Annotated in this window: 14 protein-coding genes; 5 read left to right on the top strand and 9 right to left on the bottom strand. The window is 64.9% G+C overall.

Features of this window, described 5'->3' with window-relative positions; all coding sequences use genetic code 11:
• The first annotated feature begins 35 nt into the window (after positions 1–35).
• Positions 36–224, top strand: coding sequence for a hypothetical protein (locus MJ643_RS04600; protein ID WP_172441186.1), 189 nt, complete (start codon positions 36–38; stop codon positions 222–224).
• A 36-nt stretch (positions 225–260) separates the two neighbouring features.
• Here MJ643_RS04600 and MJ643_RS04595 read toward each other — a convergent pair whose 3' ends face one another.
• The 3 genes from MJ643_RS04595 to MJ643_RS04585 form a co-directional block, all read right to left on the bottom strand.
• On the bottom strand, positions 261–1,595 hold the full coding sequence (locus MJ643_RS04595) for an LLM class flavin-dependent oxidoreductase (RefSeq protein WP_247726628.1): 1,335 nt from the start codon (positions 1,593–1,595) through the stop codon (positions 261–263).
• 143 nt (positions 1,596–1,738) lie between these two features.
• Positions 1,739–2,407, bottom strand: a complete 669-nt coding sequence (locus MJ643_RS04590; RefSeq protein ID WP_247726627.1) for a class II aldolase/adducin family protein — start codon at positions 2,405–2,407, stop codon at positions 1,739–1,741.
• A gap of 27 nt (positions 2,408–2,434) precedes the next feature.
• Complete coding sequence (locus MJ643_RS04585; RefSeq protein WP_172441184.1) at positions 2,435–3,487, bottom strand: ABC transporter substrate-binding protein; 1,053 nt, start codon at positions 3,485–3,487, stop codon at positions 2,435–2,437.
• A 232-nt stretch (positions 3,488–3,719) separates the two neighbouring features.
• On the opposite strand from MJ643_RS04585, the gene MJ643_RS04580 reads away from it, so the two are divergent.
• Together MJ643_RS04580 and MJ643_RS04575 are read left to right on the top strand one after the other, a co-directional pair.
• The gene (locus MJ643_RS04580; RefSeq protein ID WP_172441183.1) at positions 3,720–4,043 is read left to right on the top strand and encodes a hypothetical protein; all 324 of its coding nucleotides are present in this window, start codon (positions 3,720–3,722) and stop codon (positions 4,041–4,043) included.
• Between the two features lie 28 nt (positions 4,044–4,071).
• Positions 4,072–6,396: a TonB-dependent receptor gene (locus tag MJ643_RS04575; protein WP_247726626.1), complete on the top strand. Its 2,325-nt coding sequence runs from the start codon at positions 4,072–4,074 to the stop codon at positions 6,394–6,396.
• 95 nt (positions 6,397–6,491) lie between these two features.
• On the opposite strand, the gene MJ643_RS04570 is transcribed toward MJ643_RS04575, so the two are convergent.
• The 3 genes from MJ643_RS04570 to MJ643_RS04560 all read right to left on the bottom strand — a co-directional run bounded on the left by MJ643_RS04570 (position 6,492) and on the right by MJ643_RS04560 (position 10,760).
• Entirely contained in the window at positions 6,492–6,995 is a 504-nt protein-coding gene (locus tag MJ643_RS04570) for a DUF1993 family protein (RefSeq protein WP_247726625.1), read from the bottom strand.
• Positions 6,996–7,401: 406 nt separating this feature from the next.
• Complete coding sequence (locus MJ643_RS04565) at positions 7,402–8,478, bottom strand: ABC transporter substrate-binding protein (RefSeq protein ID WP_247726624.1); 1,077 nt, start codon at positions 8,476–8,478, stop codon at positions 7,402–7,404.
• 53 nt (positions 8,479–8,531) lie between these two features.
• Entirely contained in the window at positions 8,532–10,760 is a 2,229-nt protein-coding gene (locus tag MJ643_RS04560; protein ID WP_247726623.1) for a TonB-dependent receptor, read from the bottom strand.
• Between the two features lie 406 nt (positions 10,761–11,166).
• On the opposite strand from MJ643_RS04560, the gene MJ643_RS04555 reads away from it, so the two are divergent.
• The gene (locus MJ643_RS04555) at positions 11,167–12,237 is read left to right on the top strand and encodes a sigma-54 dependent transcriptional regulator (protein WP_172441178.1); all 1,071 of its coding nucleotides are present in this window, start codon (positions 11,167–11,169) and stop codon (positions 12,235–12,237) included.
• Between the two features lie 179 nt (positions 12,238–12,416).
• Here MJ643_RS04555 and MJ643_RS04550 read toward each other — a convergent pair whose 3' ends face one another.
• A complete protein-coding gene (locus MJ643_RS04550) occupies positions 12,417–13,337 on the bottom strand; it encodes a nucleotidyl transferase AbiEii/AbiGii toxin family protein (RefSeq protein WP_247726622.1) in 921 nt (306 codons plus the stop codon).
• Positions 13,330–14,085 carry a type IV toxin-antitoxin system AbiEi family antitoxin domain-containing protein gene (locus MJ643_RS04545; protein WP_172441390.1) on the bottom strand — a complete coding sequence of 252 codons (756 nt, stop codon included), beginning with the start codon at positions 14,083–14,085 and terminating at the stop codon, positions 13,330–13,332. Before MJ643_RS04545 ends, MJ643_RS04550 begins: the two co-directional genes overlap by 8 nt.
• 221 nt (positions 14,086–14,306) lie before the next feature.
• Between MJ643_RS04545 and MJ643_RS04540 the strand changes: the two genes are divergently transcribed.
• A complete protein-coding gene (locus MJ643_RS04540; RefSeq protein ID WP_172441176.1) occupies positions 14,307–14,693 on the top strand; it encodes a DUF3742 family protein in 387 nt (128 codons plus the stop codon).
• A gap of 16 nt (positions 14,694–14,709) precedes the next feature.
• On the opposite strand, the gene MJ643_RS04535 is transcribed toward MJ643_RS04540, so the two are convergent.
• Positions 14,710–16,230 carry a conjugal transfer protein TraG N-terminal domain-containing protein gene (locus MJ643_RS04535; RefSeq protein ID WP_247726621.1) on the bottom strand — a complete coding sequence of 507 codons (1,521 nt, stop codon included), beginning with the start codon at positions 16,228–16,230 and terminating at the stop codon, positions 14,710–14,712.
• Positions 16,231–16,235: the final 5 nt, after the last annotated feature.

Here is a 16,235-nt window from a genome sequence, read left to right as displayed (position 1 = left end):
GGAGCGCTTACAGGAAGGAGCGTGTACGCAGGCCGATGACGTGTACCGATCGGACGCTGGCCGAGGATGCTTGCGCATTCAGCAGCGTGGCGCAGGTGCACCTGTATCCGGGGCGCGATCACGGTGGCACGGCCAACGGATCGTTGAAGGATTCCCTGCCGTTCGCACGCAAGGTGCTGGCAGGCGAGCCCGTCGAGCGGCAGTGCCGCCCGGTCGGACGCTGAGGAGAGGGCGGAGCGGCCTGCGCCGCTCCGTGGGGCTTAGGCGTTGCGCGGGTCGCGGCGGTTGGCGGGGCGGTCGAGGCCGAGGTTGTCGCGGTAGGTGCCGGCGCTGTACTCGGTGCGGAAGATGCCGCGTCGCTGCAGCTCCGGCACCACCAGCCGGGTGAAGTCCTCGAAGCCTTGTGGCAGGTACGGCGGCACCACGTTGAAGCCGTCCGCGCCGCGTTCGACGAACCATTGCTCGATCAGGTCGGCAACGGTCTTCACCGAACCGATGGCCTGCAGGTGGCCGCGCGAGACGCGGAAACGCAGCACCAGTTGGCGGATCGACAGGTTCTCGCGGCGAGCCAGTTCCAGCTGCTGGCGGAAGCGGCCTTTGCCGTTGGCGTCCTCCTGGTAGGGCAGGTCGGGCAGCGGGCCATCCACCGGGTAGCCGGACAGGTCGAAGCCGCCGAACGACACGTTGCTGACGTCGACCAGCTCCTGCAGCTCGCCGAAGCGGTCCTGCGCTTCCTGATCGGATTCGCCGACCACCACCGACAGGCCGGGGGTGATCTTCAGCTGGTCCTCGGCGCGCCCGTACTTGGCCATGCGGCCCTTCACGTCGCGGTAGAAGGCCTGCGCCACGTCGAGCGACTGCGCCGAGCAGTAGGTCATCTCGGCGATCCGCGCGGCGAACTCGCGGCCGGTCTCGGAGTTGCCGGCCTGGACGAACACCGGGTAGCCCTGGATCGGCCGCGGGAAGTCGAGCAGGCCGGCGGAGTCGAAGTGCTCGCCGTGGTGCTGCACCGGGTGCGACGAGCGCGGATCGTAGAACTGCCCGAGGTCGCGGCGCGGGTGGTCGAAGGCGTCGTCGTCCCAACTGTCCCACAGCGCCTTGGTCAGCTCGATGAACTCGGCGGCGCGCGCGTAGCGCTGTTCGTGAGTCGGCTCCTGGTGAATGCCGAAGTTCTGTGCGGTGTGCGCGCCGAACGACGACACCACGTTCCAGCCGGCGCGCCCGCCGGAGAGGTGATCCAGCGAGGCGAACTTGCGCGCCACGTGGTAGGGGTGATCGAAGTTGGTATTGATCGTCGCCACCAGGCCGATGTGCTGGGTCACCGCGGCGAGCGCGGAGAGCAGGGTGAACGGCTCGAACTGGTAGTTCGGCGCCGCGCGGCCGGTCTGTGCGTTGATCTCGCCGGAACGGCCGATGAAGTCGGCCATGAAGAAGGTGTGGAACTTGGCCTGTTCGGCCAGCTTGGCGGCCTTGATGTACCACTGCAGGTTCGGCCGGCCGTCGTCGGTGGAACTCGGGTGGCGCCACGCCTCGGGGTGGTGGCCGAAGCGGTGGAGGAAGATGTTCAGCACCAGTTGGCGCTTCTGCTCGCTCACGGGGGTGGTCCTCATGCGGTCGATGGTGGGCGCGGCCTTGTAGGAGCCAGCTTGCTGGCGATCGGGCGCCAACACGGTCGTAACCGGTAAATCCGGATCGCCAGCAAGCTGGCTCCTACAAAAGCAGGGTGGTCGCGGGGCGATCAGCCTTCGTAGTGCTTGGCTTTTTCCAGCAGGCCGGTGCGCTTCCACTGCAGCTCCAGCGCGCCTGGGGTGTACACCTGGGCGCCACCGATCTGCTCGGCGATGGCCTGGAAGCGCGCCGCCTCTTCGACGAAGAGAATGGTCTCGGCGGTCTTGAGGATGCCCTTGCCCCAGAAATTGGCGCCGCCGTTGGACTCCAGCAGGGCTGGCGGCGGGGCTAGTTCGGGGTGCTTGTCCAGGCGCTCGCTGATCACTTCCAGCACGCTGCGGGTGCGCTCCAGGTGGTTGGGGATGCTGCGCGCCAGCAGGTGCCGGGTGGCGGCGACATAGAGGATCGGGAAGTCCTTGTGCGCCAGCGACCAGGCCGACAGCCAGGCGGTGTGCACATGAATGGCGGTGTCGGCTTCCAGGCGCGCCTCGTGGAGGATCGAGCCCTGGTTCTCGGCGAACGACGACAGGCTGACCTTGGGCGACTGATCGCGGGCCAGGCCGCCGGGGAAGCGGATCGCCAGCAGGTGGTCGGTGCCTGGAATGCGGTGCGAGATGTGGAAGGTCAGGCTGGCGGACAGGGTGCCGTTGGCGCGCAGCGTTTCGAAGGCGTGCACGGCGTCGACGCGCGCCTGTTCGATGTAGGCGACCAACTCGGCGTCGTTGGTGATATCGGTCATGGCAATGTTCCTCGGGGATGTAAAGGGTCAGGCGGCGGCTTGCGCGCGTTGTTGCTCGACCAGCTTGCGGGCCTGCGCCAGCGGCTCGTGGACGACCCAGTCGTTCACGTCGAAGTCGTGCTTCAGGTAGCCCCAGTCGCGCAGGAAGTTCTTCTGGGTGGTCAGGCCGTCGATGTAGGCCTGGGTCAGCTTGGGCGTGAACGACAGGTGCACGTCGGCGCCGTGCGCGGCGAACACGTCGGCCACGCTGGCGCCGCGGCTTTCCGGCAGCAGCAGCTGGGCCACTTCGTTGCGGTTGTGCGCCGCCCACTCGGCGGTGCGCAGCAGCACGGCGAGGTAGCGCACCACCACCTCCGGGTGTTTCTCCAGGAACGCGCGGTCGACGGTGATCGGCCGCGGCGTGCCGTTGCCGACACGCAGCAGCGGGTCGGACAGGTCGTTGAGGTTGAGCAGTTGGCGCAGGTGCGGCTGCTGGGCGACGCGGTAGCCACGCGCGAAGCGGATGAAGATGGCGTCGACCTCGCCACGCTCGAGGGCTTCTACGGCGACGTCGGGGCGCTCCTCGGGCTCGCGGCGCGGGCCGTCCTGCAGGTCGTAGCTGGGCGCCTCGAGGTCCACCAGGGTGGCGTCGGCGGTACTCAGGCCGACCAGCGACAGGGCGGTGGCGAAGCCGTGCTGGGCGGCGCCGCGCTGGAAATCGATGACCGCGTCGCGGTGCAGCGGAATGCCCAGGCGCTTGCCCTTGAGGTCGGCGAGGTCATGGATGGCGCTGTCGGCGCGTACCAGGATGCCCTGGTACTCGTCGAGCCAGGTGATGCCGAGCACCACGGTGTCCTGGCCGTTGCCCCTGGCCCAGATCGGCGGGATGTTGCCGCCCTCGCGGAACAGGCCCGTCTGGCCGTGGTGGTAGTGCGAGTTGCGGATTTCCAGGCTGTCGGAGTCGCGCAATGAATGCAGCACGGTGCCGGGCTGGGCGAACTCTTCCTGCAGCCAGTTCTTGCGGATCGCCAGGGCGGAGGCCGTGGCGGCGCCGCAACGGGTGTACCAGAGCTGCACGGGTTGTGCGGGAGTGGAAGACATGACAAGACCCTCGGAGTTGGTGGGAATGTTTGGCCAAGTGCATGGAGCAGCTTCCATGCCAGCTTTTAAAGTTGCAGGGAGTTATTGAATTGGAAGTATGCCGAGAGGCTGTTTGAATGCCCCGCGACCCAGGATTGAAGAGTCTCTGCAGCGTCTCGTATAGTTTCGGGTAAGTGTCGGTTCGCGAACCGTTAAGTTTCCGGGAAAGGGCGGGGTTGCTGGTGTTACAGCATTGCTGCTGACCGCCTGCTGCCATGCCAGCAATGCAGCTTTGGCGGGCTTTTGGCCTTTTCTTGATCGGCCGCGCGGGCGTGTTGCTGCAGAAGCCATGCGTCAGCAACTTGCTGTTCGTACATCAGCAGAAAGTCTATGGATACCTGTTCGATTACCTTGTCGTAATTGCTTGAGTTCCTTTATTTATTTGCTCTCTGACGTGCTGGCACAGTTGTTGCGATTTCGCCGTGGACTAATTGTCAAAAGTCTGCGTGCAGATATCTGGCCTTCATATAAAGGAACTGATGATGTTGTATCCTGCTCTTCCATGCGTAATCGATGACGACCCCGAGTTATCCGGAATCTTTTCATTGAAACCTGGCCGGCGCCTGGCCGCGGCCATCTCCCGCGCCTGCCTGGCTGGCGTAGCCGGCAGCCTGATGGTGGGGAGTGTCTGGGCAGCGGAATCGAGCGGCGATTCCGAGCAGCGGGACAGCACGCTTGAGACAGTGGTGGTCACCGCCTCCAAGCGCGCCGAGAAGATCAAGGACGTGCCCATCCCGATCACCGCGGTGACCGGCGAGGCGATCCGCGACAAGGACATCACTACCTCCTCGGACATCGAGCGCCTGGCGCCCAACCTGTCCGGCCAGTCCAGCGGCAATACCGGCGGGCGTTCCGGCAAGCCGCGCTGGTTCCTGCGCGGCATCGGCACCAACGACCCGAACGCCAACCAGGAAGGCCCGCTGGCGATCTACGTCGACGAGGTGGTGGTCGGCCTGCAGGGCGACCAGAACTTCCCGCTGTTCGACCTGGAGCGGGTGGAAGTGCTGCGCGGCCCGCAAGGCACGCTGTGGGGCAAGAACAACACCGGCGGGGCGATCCACTTCGTGTCGCGCAAACCGACCTTCGACACCAGCGGCTACACCAAGCTGGGAGTGGGCAGCTACGGCAGCCGGCTCACCGAGGCCGCGGTCGGCGGCGAGCTGGTGCCGGACAAGCTGGCCGGGCGCGCGGCGATCTACTACGAGAAGGGCGAGGGCTGGGCGGACAACATCGTCACCGACACCACCGGCCCGCGCTTCGAGGACTTCAACGGCCGCTTCCAGCTGCTCGGCAACCTCACCGACAACCTCGACGCGTTGCTGATCCTCAACCTGCGCAAGCTGAACACCGGCAACACGCCGAACTACATTGTCGGCGCCACCAGCGTGGACAACGTCACCACGCCCAACCCCGGCGGCGGCATCAACCAGGGCGGCACCACCTACTTCCCGCCATACGGCGACGATCCGGACAACAAGAGCGACTTCTTCAGCACCCTGGCCAACGGCTCGAACAACTGGTACGGCACCACCCTCAAGCTCAACTGGTACCTGGGCGAGAACACCCTGACCTCGATCACCGGCCTCAGCAAAGGCAATGGCGACACCTGGCTGAACCCGCAGATTCCGCCCGGCAGCACCCTGGACCGCACGGCCTCCGACGGCGACACCTCGTCCGACCAGTTCACCCAGGAAATCCGCCTCAGCTCGCCGACCGACCGGCCGCTCAGCTGGATCGCCGGCGCCTACTACTACGACCTGCAGGCCGACTCGCAGACCGACACGCTGCGCTACCGCAGCGGCAACACCCAGGAGCAGTTCTCGATCACCTCCTGGGATCAGGACGCGAAGAGCTGGGCGCTGTTCGGCAACGTGAAGTACCGCTTCACCGAGCGCGCGGCGGTCACCCTGGGGCTGCGCCAGACCTGGGAAAGCAAGGACATTACCGAAACCACGCTGACCGCCACCGACACCCCCGGCAACCAGAACATCGTGATCATCGGCCCAGGCGGGGTTAATTCGGTAACGGGCTCCGGCGTGGTTGCGCCGCTGGAGCTGAGCACCGACGCCAGCTGGACCAAGACCACCTGGGACATCACCCCGGAGTACCGCTTCACCGACGACATCCTCGGCTACATCCGCATCGCCACCGGCTTCCGCTCCGGCGGCTTCAACCAGTCGATCGTGCGCGGCGAGATCATCGAGACCGATCCGGAAACCCTCACCGACTACGAGGTCGGCCTGAAGACCTCCTGGCTGGATGGCCGGCTGACCGCCAACGTCTCGGCGTTCTACTACGACATCAAGGACCTGCAGCTGAACATCCAGCAGCAGGTGCCCGGCACCACCATCACCAGCACCGCCGGCTCGTCGGACGGCAACGTCAAGGGCGTCGAGCTGGAAGTCGAGGCGCTGCCGCTGGAGAACTGGCGCCTGGCCGCCAGCCTTGGCCTGCTGAAGAGCGAGTACACCAACTTCGTCTACACCGTCGGCCCGACCACCCTGGATGCCAGCGGCAACGAGTTCTACCGCACCCCGGAAACCTCGTTCCGCCTGGACACCGACTACCGCATCCGCCTCGGCGATGTCGGCCAACTGCTGATCGGCACCGACTGGTCGTACCGCAGCCACATCTACCACAACGCCACGGTGCAGGATGACCCGGTGCAGGAGACCGGGAGCTACTGGAACGGCAACGCGCGGATCAGCTACTTCACCCCGGACAACGAGGTGCAGGTGACTGGCTTCGTGAAGAACCTCACCGACCAGTCGAACAAGGTGCTGTCGCAGATCGTCAACCAGCGCGGCGTGTACCCCACCGGCTACGTGGCGCCGCGCACCTACGGCGTGCAGCTCACCTACAACTTCTGAGCCCGCCGGAACGCAAAAAGCCCTCGCGAGAGGGCTTTTTTGTGGGCGGGAGGGTGATGGGTGAAACCCATCAAACCAACCCGCATCGACCGCGATCAGGCGCCGAGGAAGTCGCGCTTGCCCAGCTCCACGCCGTTGTGGCGGAGGATGTTGTAGGTGGTGGTGAGGTGGAAGTACAGGTTGGGCACGGCGAAGCCGAACAGGAAGTCCAGGCCGTTGAAGGTTACTTCGCGGTCGCGCAGCTTGAGGGTCACGCTGCGAGTTTCCGCTCCGTCGAACTGGGCGGCATCGAGGCCGTCGAAGAACGCCAGGGTCTTGGCGATGCGTTCCTGCAGCTCGGCAAAGCTGGTTTCCACGTCGGGGTAGCTGGGCACCTCGACCCCGGCCAGGCGGGCGGCAGCGCCTTTGGCGGCGTCCGAGGCGATCTGCACCTGGCGCACCAGCGGGAACATGTCCGGCGCCAGGCGGGCGTTGAGGAACACGCTCGGGTCGATCCTCTTGGCCTCGGCGTGGGCGGCGCCCTTGGCGAGGATGGCGGCGAGGCTGGTCAGGGTGCGGCGGAAGGTCGGGATGGAGGCTTGGTACATCGACAGGGACATGGTGCAGGTTCCGGCAGGTGAGGGGCAGAGCGCCCCGCTAGATCCCGCATCCTAGCCGAGTTCGCCGGCCGAAGCTCCGTGCCCATCCCGGTAAACGGTGCGCACGGCGCACCCTACACATGACCCGTGGGAGCGGCCCATGGCCGCGAAGGGATGGCGTGAATCGCTCGCGGCCATGGGCCGCTCCTACAAGGGGCGTGGGTAGGATGGATTGAGAGAAGCGATACCCATCGCCGTGGGGTGATGGGTATCGCGGGAAGACCGTAGGGTGCGCCGTGCGCACCAATCCGGGAGCAACGCGGAGGCTTCGTGTCCATGCCCTAGTAAACGGTGCACACGGCGCACCCTACGTGTGAAGGGCCGGCGTGAATTGATCGCGGCCATGGGCCGCTCCTACACGGCGGGATCACTGCTGCGCGAGGTCGTGGGGTGCGTCTTTCCAGTAGTCCTGCAGCTGCAATTCCTTCAGCCCCTGCTCGACGAACTTGGGTTCGAGCAGCGCGTTGACGTCGACCTCGCCGCGGATCAGCTTGGCCTTCTGGCTGTAGGCGATGCCGTCGGCGTAGTGCTGCTTGAGCGCCTGGTCGTAGAGCGGGGTGAAGTGGTTGGCCCAGGGTTCGCCCTCGGCCTCACGCTGCAGCACGCTGAGCGGCTGGCCGGATTTGGACAGGTAGCCCTGGTAGGTGGCCTTGTTGGTGTCCTGGGCGGTCCAGTAGGCGGCTTTCAGGTAGGCGGTGACCACCAGTTGGGCCAGCTCCGGCTGGTTGGCGACGAACTCGCTGGCGCCCCACAGTTCGGCGCGCATCTTCCAGTCGCGCGGCGCCTGTTTGCTCGACCAGATGATCTTGCCGACCTGCTTGTCCTCCAGCAGGAAGGCGTCGCTGAGGGTGAAGAATCCGTCCACGCGCCCGGCGCTGAGCGCCGCGCCGCCGGCCTGCGGGTTGAGGTTGAATATGCGGAAGTCGCTGAAGTTGAGCTGGTTGGCCTCCAGCAGCTTGGCGAACGACAGTTCCCACGGCCGCCCGCGGTGCAGGGCGATGCGCTTGCCCTTGAGGTCGGCGATAGAGGTCGCGGTGGAACCTTCCGGCACCACCAGGTAGACGTGGTTGCCGCTGCCGCCCGGGGCGATCAGCTTGGTCGACACGCCGGAGGCGTTGGCGATGATCGACGGCAGGTCGCCGTAGAAGGCGAAGTCGATGCGCTGGTTGGCGAACTCCTCGTTGACGAAGGTGCCGACCGAGGCGGTGGCCGCCGGCACCCATTCCAGTTTGACGTTGCGCTTGGCCAGTTCCTGTTGCAGCCACTGGTCGCGGTCCATCACGTAGGCCGGGCCGTTGAAGATGATCTTGCCGGCGTTGGCATAGGCCACGGTGGCGATACGCAGGCTCTGCGGCGCCTCGGCGGCGAGCGCCGAGACGGCCAGCAGGGCGGCCGGCAGCAGCGCCAGGCGGCGCAGCAGGCGGGTGAGGGGAGACGTGTGCATGGCGATTACCTCGCTGGGTAGCCCGCGACCGCCGGGGTCGCGGGCGGGATGGATCAGAAGTCGGTGGTCACGGAGACGCCGACGGTGCGCGGATCGCCGAACATCACCGCCGCGGTCTGGAAGCCGCCCGGCAGGGTGTGGTTGCGGTATTCCTTGTCGGTCAGGTTGCTCACGTAGGCGGTGACGCGGGTGGTCTCGTCGGGCAGCTCGTAGGTCACCCGCGCGTTGCCCAGGGTGTAGCCGCCGCTGCGCATGTTCTGGCTCTGGTCGTTGGAGAAGAAGTACTGGCGGCTGCGGGTGTTCCAGTCGGTGCCGAGGATCAGCGCGCCGCCGACGTCCAGCGGGATGCGGTAGTCGGCGCCGATCACCGCCGAGACGTTCGGCGCGCGGACGAACTTGTTGCCCGAGTAGTCGTTCGGCCCGGAGGTATAGTCGGTGAACTCGGTGTGCAGCAGGCCGAGGGCGAAGTTGACGTGCAGGTTTTCCACCGGGATGGCCTCCAGTTCGAACTCGGCCCCGTAGGCCTCGCCCTCGGCGCCGTTGGCCAGGCGCGAGACGGTCTGGTTGTTCACCGCGGTGACGATGTTGAGCTGGATGTCCTCGTAGTCGTAGTAGAACAGCGCGGCGTTGGCGTTGAGGCGGCCGTCGAACCATTCCGACTTGAAGCCCAGCTCGTAGCTGGTCAGGTATTCCGGGTCGACCGTCGCCACGGTGGCCTGGCTGACCGCGCCGGTGTTGTAGCCGCCGGAGCGGAAACCGTAGGCGTAGCGGAAGTACACCCGGGCGTTGTCGCTGAGGCGGTACTCGGGGGTCAGGTCGTAGGTGTAGTCGCTCCAGGTGTTGCTGTCGTCCTGCACGGCGTTGACCACCAGCGGCGAGGTGACGCTGCCGATCTTCCACCAGTCGTCGCCGGCGAAGTTGGCCTGGCCCTGGTTCTGCAGGCGGGTCAGGTCGATGTCCTTGCGTTCGCGGGTCCAGCGCAGGCCGGCGGTGACGGCGAAGTCGTCGGTGAAGTTGTAGGTGCTGCTGCCGAACAGCGCGTAGCTCTCGGTGCCCTGGTCGTAGCTGATGTTGTTGTAGGCGCGCGGGATGTAGGGGGTGGTCAGCGCGGCGTTGGCGCTTTCCGACTCCAGGTCTTCCTTGAAGTAGTGGAAGCCGAGCACCCAGTTCAGGCGGTCCTCGCGCGGCGAGGCGAGGCGGAATTCCTGCGACCACTGCTTGCTGTCGGCATAGCTGTAGCCGCGCTGCAGTTCCAGCGGGGTGTTGTCGCTGTCGCTGAAGCCGTCGCGGGTGAAGTGTTCGAAGGCGGTGATCGAGGTCAGCGCGAGGTTGCCGAGCTGCCAGGTCAGGTTGAGGCTGCTGCCGATCTGGTCGATGTCGACCTCGTACTTGGCGTTGTAGTTGACCTTGCCCTTCTCGGGATCGATGGAGTAGCCGAACTGGTTGGTGCCGTCCGGGCGCAGGCCGTAGCTCACCGTGCTGTAGCCGCCGGTGTCGTGGTAGCTGCGCGCGTGCAGGTTGAGGTTGGCTTCCAGGTCGTCGTTGATGCGGGCGAGGAACTGCAGGCGCGCGGCGTCGTCTTCCAGGGCGCCGCTGTCGTTGCCGTCGGCGAGGTTGTCGTTGTAGCCGTCGCGGGCCTGGTGGCGGAACGACAGGCGCGCGGCCAGGCGGTCGTCGACCAGCGCGTCGCTCACCGCGCCTTCCAGCACGCGATCAGCGTAGTCGCCGACGCCGGCCTTCAAGTAACCGGACGGGTCGAAGGTCGGCTTGCGCGAGATGAAGTTGATCGCCCCGGCCGTGGTGTTCTTGCCCCACAGCGTGCCCTGCGGGCCGCGCAGCACCTCGATGCGCTCCTGGTCGAACAGCGGGAAGCCGGTGGCGCTGATGTTGGCGATGTACACGTCGTCGACATAGATGCCCACCGGGCTGACGGTGTTGGCGCCCTGGTCGCCGGTGCCGAGGCCGCGAATCCACCAGCGCGGGCGGCCGTGGCCCTCGGTGGTGCCGGCCGAGGCGTTGGGAATGAACTGGGTCACTTCGTTAGCCGATTGCAGCGAGTTGTCGCGGATCTTGTCGCCGCTCAGCACGGAGATCGAGCTGGGCACTTCCTGGACGGTTTCCTCGCGCTTCTGCGCGGTGACCACCACTTTGCCCAGGGTCGGCGTGCTGCCGCTGGCTTGGTTCTCGGTGCTTTCGGCGGCATGGCCGGCGGCCAGGTACAGGCCGGCGAGGCTCCCCAAGCCCCAGGCGATGGCCGTGGAAAGGGTACTGCGTTTGAACATGTTGCCCCCAGTTGCTGGTTGGACACAGCGCGGAGCGGTGATCCGCGGACTGCATCGAGTGATTCGTGTCGGTTGTGCGTTGCACTATCGTCATGGCGCTGCCATGCGGCCATTGCTGGCCGTGTGGTGCTATCGCAACAACCATACCGAGCGCGCTAGGAGCTTGATTTAAGTTTCAACCTATTGATTTATTTGAACTTTGTTTGTGGGTGATGGGGCGATGGCAAGGCTGGGCGGGGTCTGCTCAGGCAGCAACCGTTGCTGCTGGACTGCTGCTGGGGAAGCAGTCGGGGAGAGGGATTTCTTTATATCTCTAAAATGAATATATAAATGAATATTTATGATTATTTAATTATAAGTATTTTCATGCACTATCCGGGTGACCGAACGCCAAGGACTCGCCGCCATGTCACTGCTCACCCATCCGCAAGCTCGTGAACTGACCAAGTCGGTGCGCGCCACCGTGCTGGTGTTCAAGGACCCGCGCTCGCAGGAACTGCTCAGCCGTATCGAGCGCCTGGCGCCGAGCGAGGCGAATGCGCTGATCATCGGCGAGACCGGCACCGGCAAGGAGCTGGTGGCGCGGCATGTCCATCACCTGAGCCGGCGCGGCAAGGCGCCGTTCGTGGCGGTGAACTGCGGCGCCTTTCCGGAAAGCCTGGTGGAGAGCGAGCTGTTCGGCCACGAGAAGGGCGCCTTCACCGGCGCGACCAGCAGCAAGGCCGGCTGGTTCGAGGCGGCCAACGGCGGCACGCTGTTCCTCGACGAGATCGGCGACCTGCCGCTGAACATGCAGGTCAAGCTGCTGCGCGTGCTGCAGGAACGGGAAGTGGTGCGCCTCGGTTCGCGCACGCCGATCCCCATCGACGTGCGCCTGGTCGCGGCGACCAACGTCAACCTCGCCGACGCGGTGGTCGCCGGGCATTTTCGCGAGGACCTGTTCTACCGCCTGCACGTGGCGACTATCCGTCTGCCGCCGCTGCGTGAGCGACCGGGAGATATCCTGCCGCTGGCGGAGTTCTTCCTCGAGGAGCACTGCCAGCGCCTGGGCTACGAGCGTGCATCGCTTTCCGTCGAGGCCGAGCGCAAGCTGCTGAGCCATTGCTGGCCGGGGAATATCCGCGAACTCGAGAACGCCATCCACCACGCCCTCCTGGTGTGCCGCAACCAGCAGGTGCAGCCCAGCGACCTCAACCTCGCTGATATGCGTTCCATTTCCAGCCGTCCAGAGCTGCCGGCCGCTCACCCTGCGCCCGTCGAAGTCAGCCTGGAGGCGGCCCTGCACGCGCTCTACGAACAGAACCTGCCGAACCTGTTCGAGCATATCGAGGAGACGTTGTTCCGCAGCGCTTATCGGTACTGCCATGGCAATCAGCTGCAGACTGGCCGGCTGTTGAACATCAGTCGCAACATTGTCCGCGCGCGGCTGGAGAAGATCGGTGAACTGGAATCGCCGGTCTATCTGGTGAGGGACTGATGGGCTTGTTCCCGCCCTGGCCTTGCCGCAGCGTTTCGATACGCTGCTCTTCGCCAGACTGGAGTTGAACTGGGCGCTGAGGGGGGCATGCCGAGATATCCCTTATCTCGGCATGCCCCCGTCAAGTAATTGCGCAAACCGCTGAATGTGCGGTGGCGTTGCCGATCGATGGAGCGTCGTCATACTTGGGCTAAGCCGGCATCGAGCAAGGCAGCTTGAGCCGCGAAGTCCTCGGGACGCCTTTTGCGGAAGGTTTCGAGATTGCTTAGCTTCCAGCGCAGTGCCGGCAGTTGAGCGGCGTGCTGGCATTGCAGCAGCGACCAGTCCGGCTCTGCGCGCACCAGCCCGCTCAGGAACCGCTGATGCGCCGGTGTTAGCTGCAGCGGTAACTCGCGCCGCAAGTGCGCGCGAGTCTCCAGCAGGGTGTCCAGGGTGCAATCCACTTCGGTCATGCCGACAAACGCCCTCTCGTACTCGTTGGCGATGTTCTTGTCGTTGCCGAATAGCACTTCGTGGGGTGGCCGGTTGTGCCCGGCCAGGTAGACGACGAAGCACTCAACCATGCCGTCAGTAATGCCGCCCGATTCGTAGAGCTGCCACACGTCGAACAGATCACGCGGGTGCTGCCGATCCAGTGCGGCCACCAGCTTGCTGGCGTACAGCTCGTCCTGTGCCAGAATTGGTAGCGCGAACTCGACGCCGAACAGATCGCTGGTCCTGGCGCTCAGCGGCCGCCGCTCGATGGGCAGCACGCTGCCGCGGAACACCACGTTGACCTCGATCTTCACCTGACTGACGTCGTTCTCGACGATCAGCTTGGTGTCCCCCAAGTCCTTCGCACGTACCAGGCGCGTCTGCATACCCAGTCGCGCAACACGCGTGGCGATGGCGGCCAGCTCCTGGTTGATGGCTTGCAGCGCTTCGTCGCGGGGCGTCTGCCAAGGGAGGTACACCACGTCGATGTCTACCGACAGGCGCGGCATGTCCTGCACGAAGAGATTGATGGCGGTGCCGCCCTTCATGGCGAAGAGGTCGCCCGCGAACACGTCGGGCGCGACGGCCAGCAGCAGGCGAACGGTGTCCGCGTAAGTCTTATCCATGAGGTTTCAGGCTCAACAGGCTGCCGTCATCGAGTCGGCTCATCCAACGCGCGGCGCTGCCGGTGCGAACCGGATACTGCTCCAGCAGCGCGTCGACCTCCACGAGGCTCGTCTCGCGTGCCCAGGTGAGGAACAGGCGCACGGCCTTCACGCTGGTGCAGGAGGACAGCAACTGTCCGAGCACGTCCTTGCGGGGAGAGCGCAACCCATCGAAGACGTTGCGGGCTTCTTCGAGGCTTTGCTTGACGCCAGCCTCGTACAGCAGCTCCAGCACGGCACGCTCGGGAACCGACACCTGCAGGTGGCCGGGCAGGCCCGGCGGCGTGGTCAGGGTGGTGCTGGCCAGCGATGTGTCCGGCCAGTCGAACAGACGGGCGTAGGCGTAGCGTGTCGGGAAGCGCAAGGTGAACCACGTCGGCAACGCAAAGCGGTTGTCACCCCACAGCACCAGTGTGTCGCGGCCCAGATTGTGCCGCACCCCTTGCAGGGCCAGGGCGCTCTTGCCGCCGACATGTAGACCAGGAACGCGCTGTTGTAAGAGCTTCAGCGCGCCGTAGACCCCGAAGTCGTCATTTGGGAACGCATAAACCCCTTGGGCCAAGCGCACGAGCCAGCCCCCATCGGCGTAGTGGGCGGCGAGTTGGGGTGAGACCCCGAACTGGCTCAGTGTGGCCAGGTCGAACGGTGCCCCGCGGGGAAGCTCCGCCTGCAGTCGCTTGATTACTTGGTGCCTAGAATTTCCATCCATGCTATAAAAATAGCACGAAATCCAATCAATTCCTAAGGCTGCCGCAAGATCTGGTTTGAAAAGTAGTGTCATGTTTTATTTTTGCTGCAAAATCTAATCATTCCCGGGGCCGAACAAACCAGGTCTACCGGTCGCAACACTCTCTCCGGATCGAGGTCTATGCTGGAGAGTAAACCGCAATCGCCATCCCATGAGGTGAGGCACCACAGAAACCGAGGCGCATGGATATGACCACCAACACGCACAACGAGCGCTGGAGCCACCAGCTGGGCCGGAGGGCAGGTCATGCCTGGCGTGGATACCTGCGTCGTGAACAGCGTGCCGCCGGCTGGCTGGTGGCGCGTGGCGTGCCGGCTGGTGCGTCTACCGCCTTGCTCTGGCTCGCCAAGCTGCTGGCGCTCGGCGTGTTGCTGTATGCAGCATTCTGGTTGGTGCTGCTGCTCCTGTTCGTCGTGGCGGCAGCTTGGTCTGTGCAGCACGGTGCCCTGGATGGTGACGGCGATCAAGAGGACTTCGTAGAGGATGAACTCAGTAGGCTCAGGCGAACTCCAGGGTATGATCCCAACCCCTACAACGACAACGCGCACGAGATGTACACGGACGATTGAAGGTCGGTCCGAAGCTCTACTTTTTCTTCATTGCCCCTGCAACTGCGTTCGTCCCTTGGCCGCCGGCATTTGCGGCGCCTTTGCTGCCTTCTGAAAAGCTGCTGGCGATGCTACCGGCGCGGATTCCTGCCCAGGTCAAAGCGGTCATCCAGAACGTGGGCAGTACCAGGAACATCATCGCGGTCACGAAGCTGACGATCATGTCACCGAAGGCATTGTTGAGCCCCATCAGCGGGTCGAAGTTCGTGTGCGGGCGATTCCAGCCCCAACCCCACCCGTACAGCGCATCGAGGATCGTCGAGTCGATCCAGCGCGCCAACTGGAGCCAGAACTCGACGAAGAACAGCGCGAACTGCACCACGCTGGTAGTGACCAGAGATTTGAGGTCGTAGGTGCCGACCAGCAACACCATGGGAATGCAGATCACCAGCGCCATCTTGAGCAATGACAGCACCATCGGTAGAGCCTGTCGCATGGCGTCCATTGCCGGGAAGTAGAGGAGAGACCCAACGGCCAGCCCGACGTCGCTGGCTGCGCGGGTGGCGACATTGGGCACCGTCATTTCGATCTGGCCGCCGTAGTCGGTATAGACAGCACCCTGGTTGAGCTTCTGCTGCCGGGGCGAAGAAATGGCGCGGATCACGGAGTCATTAACCTCATCCTGCGACAGGAACCCAGCCCAGCTACCGATCCGCGTCAGCAGGCTGGGATCGACTTGGGCGAGCAACTGCGCTCGCAACCCACTGCTGTCGGCCCACCACTGCGCGCAGCTCGGGTAGCCGGCGCCGCTGGGCACCTCGGCCAGCCCGGCATCGCGGGCACTGTCGTAGGGCCAGCCGTCACGCGGAGTTCTGGAGCGGTAGGTGTCGTAGTAGCCGGCGGTGTCGAGGAAGAAGCGCGAGCCGATCCAGGTCACGTCGTACATCTGTTCGTCGCTCAGATCGGGGCGATTCATGAAGAGCTTCGCGCGGGCTGGTCCGTAGCAGTCGTGGGTAAAGTCGGCGACCTCTTGCGCGAGCACGGGGTCGTCGATGCGCGTGGCGTCTACCTCCATTCGGATCTGCCGTAGGTCGGTGCCGCAGGGGATGGCCGCGATCGCGGCGCCGGTGAGCGCCCGGGACAAGGTGTGTACGAACGCCCACCACACCGGTAACTTCGCGGACTGATTGTTCAGCGTGCTGAATGACTGCGACCAGCCCGTCTCTGCGGGCTCCGGGACGTTCACCTGGCATTGAATGGAGCGGGAGCGATCGAACTGGAGCGTGTTGAAGCTGACGTCGATGGCCGGAATGCCGGCGAACATGACGACCACGATGGCGACGAAGATGCGGTTCTCGATCCGCAGCGCGCTGAGCACTCCCTTGTTGCCTTCGTCCGCACCTTCACTGCGGGCCCGGAGCCATTCCTGAATCACGATGGTTAGGAGCGGAATGGCGAACACGCCGCTGGCGACCAATACCGCCCAGACACCGTTGTGGATGACCCAGCTGACGAGCGTGAGGTAAAACTCCAGATAATCGGTCGTGTAGAGCGTCATGGCGA

This window comes from Pseudomonas sp. PNPG3 (assembly GCF_023093815.1).
GTDB lineage: Bacteria > Pseudomonadota > Gammaproteobacteria > Pseudomonadales > Pseudomonadaceae > Aquipseudomonas > Aquipseudomonas asiatica.
Note: the sequence above shows the minus strand (reverse complement) of the source record. Positions and strands in the feature narration are given on the sequence as shown.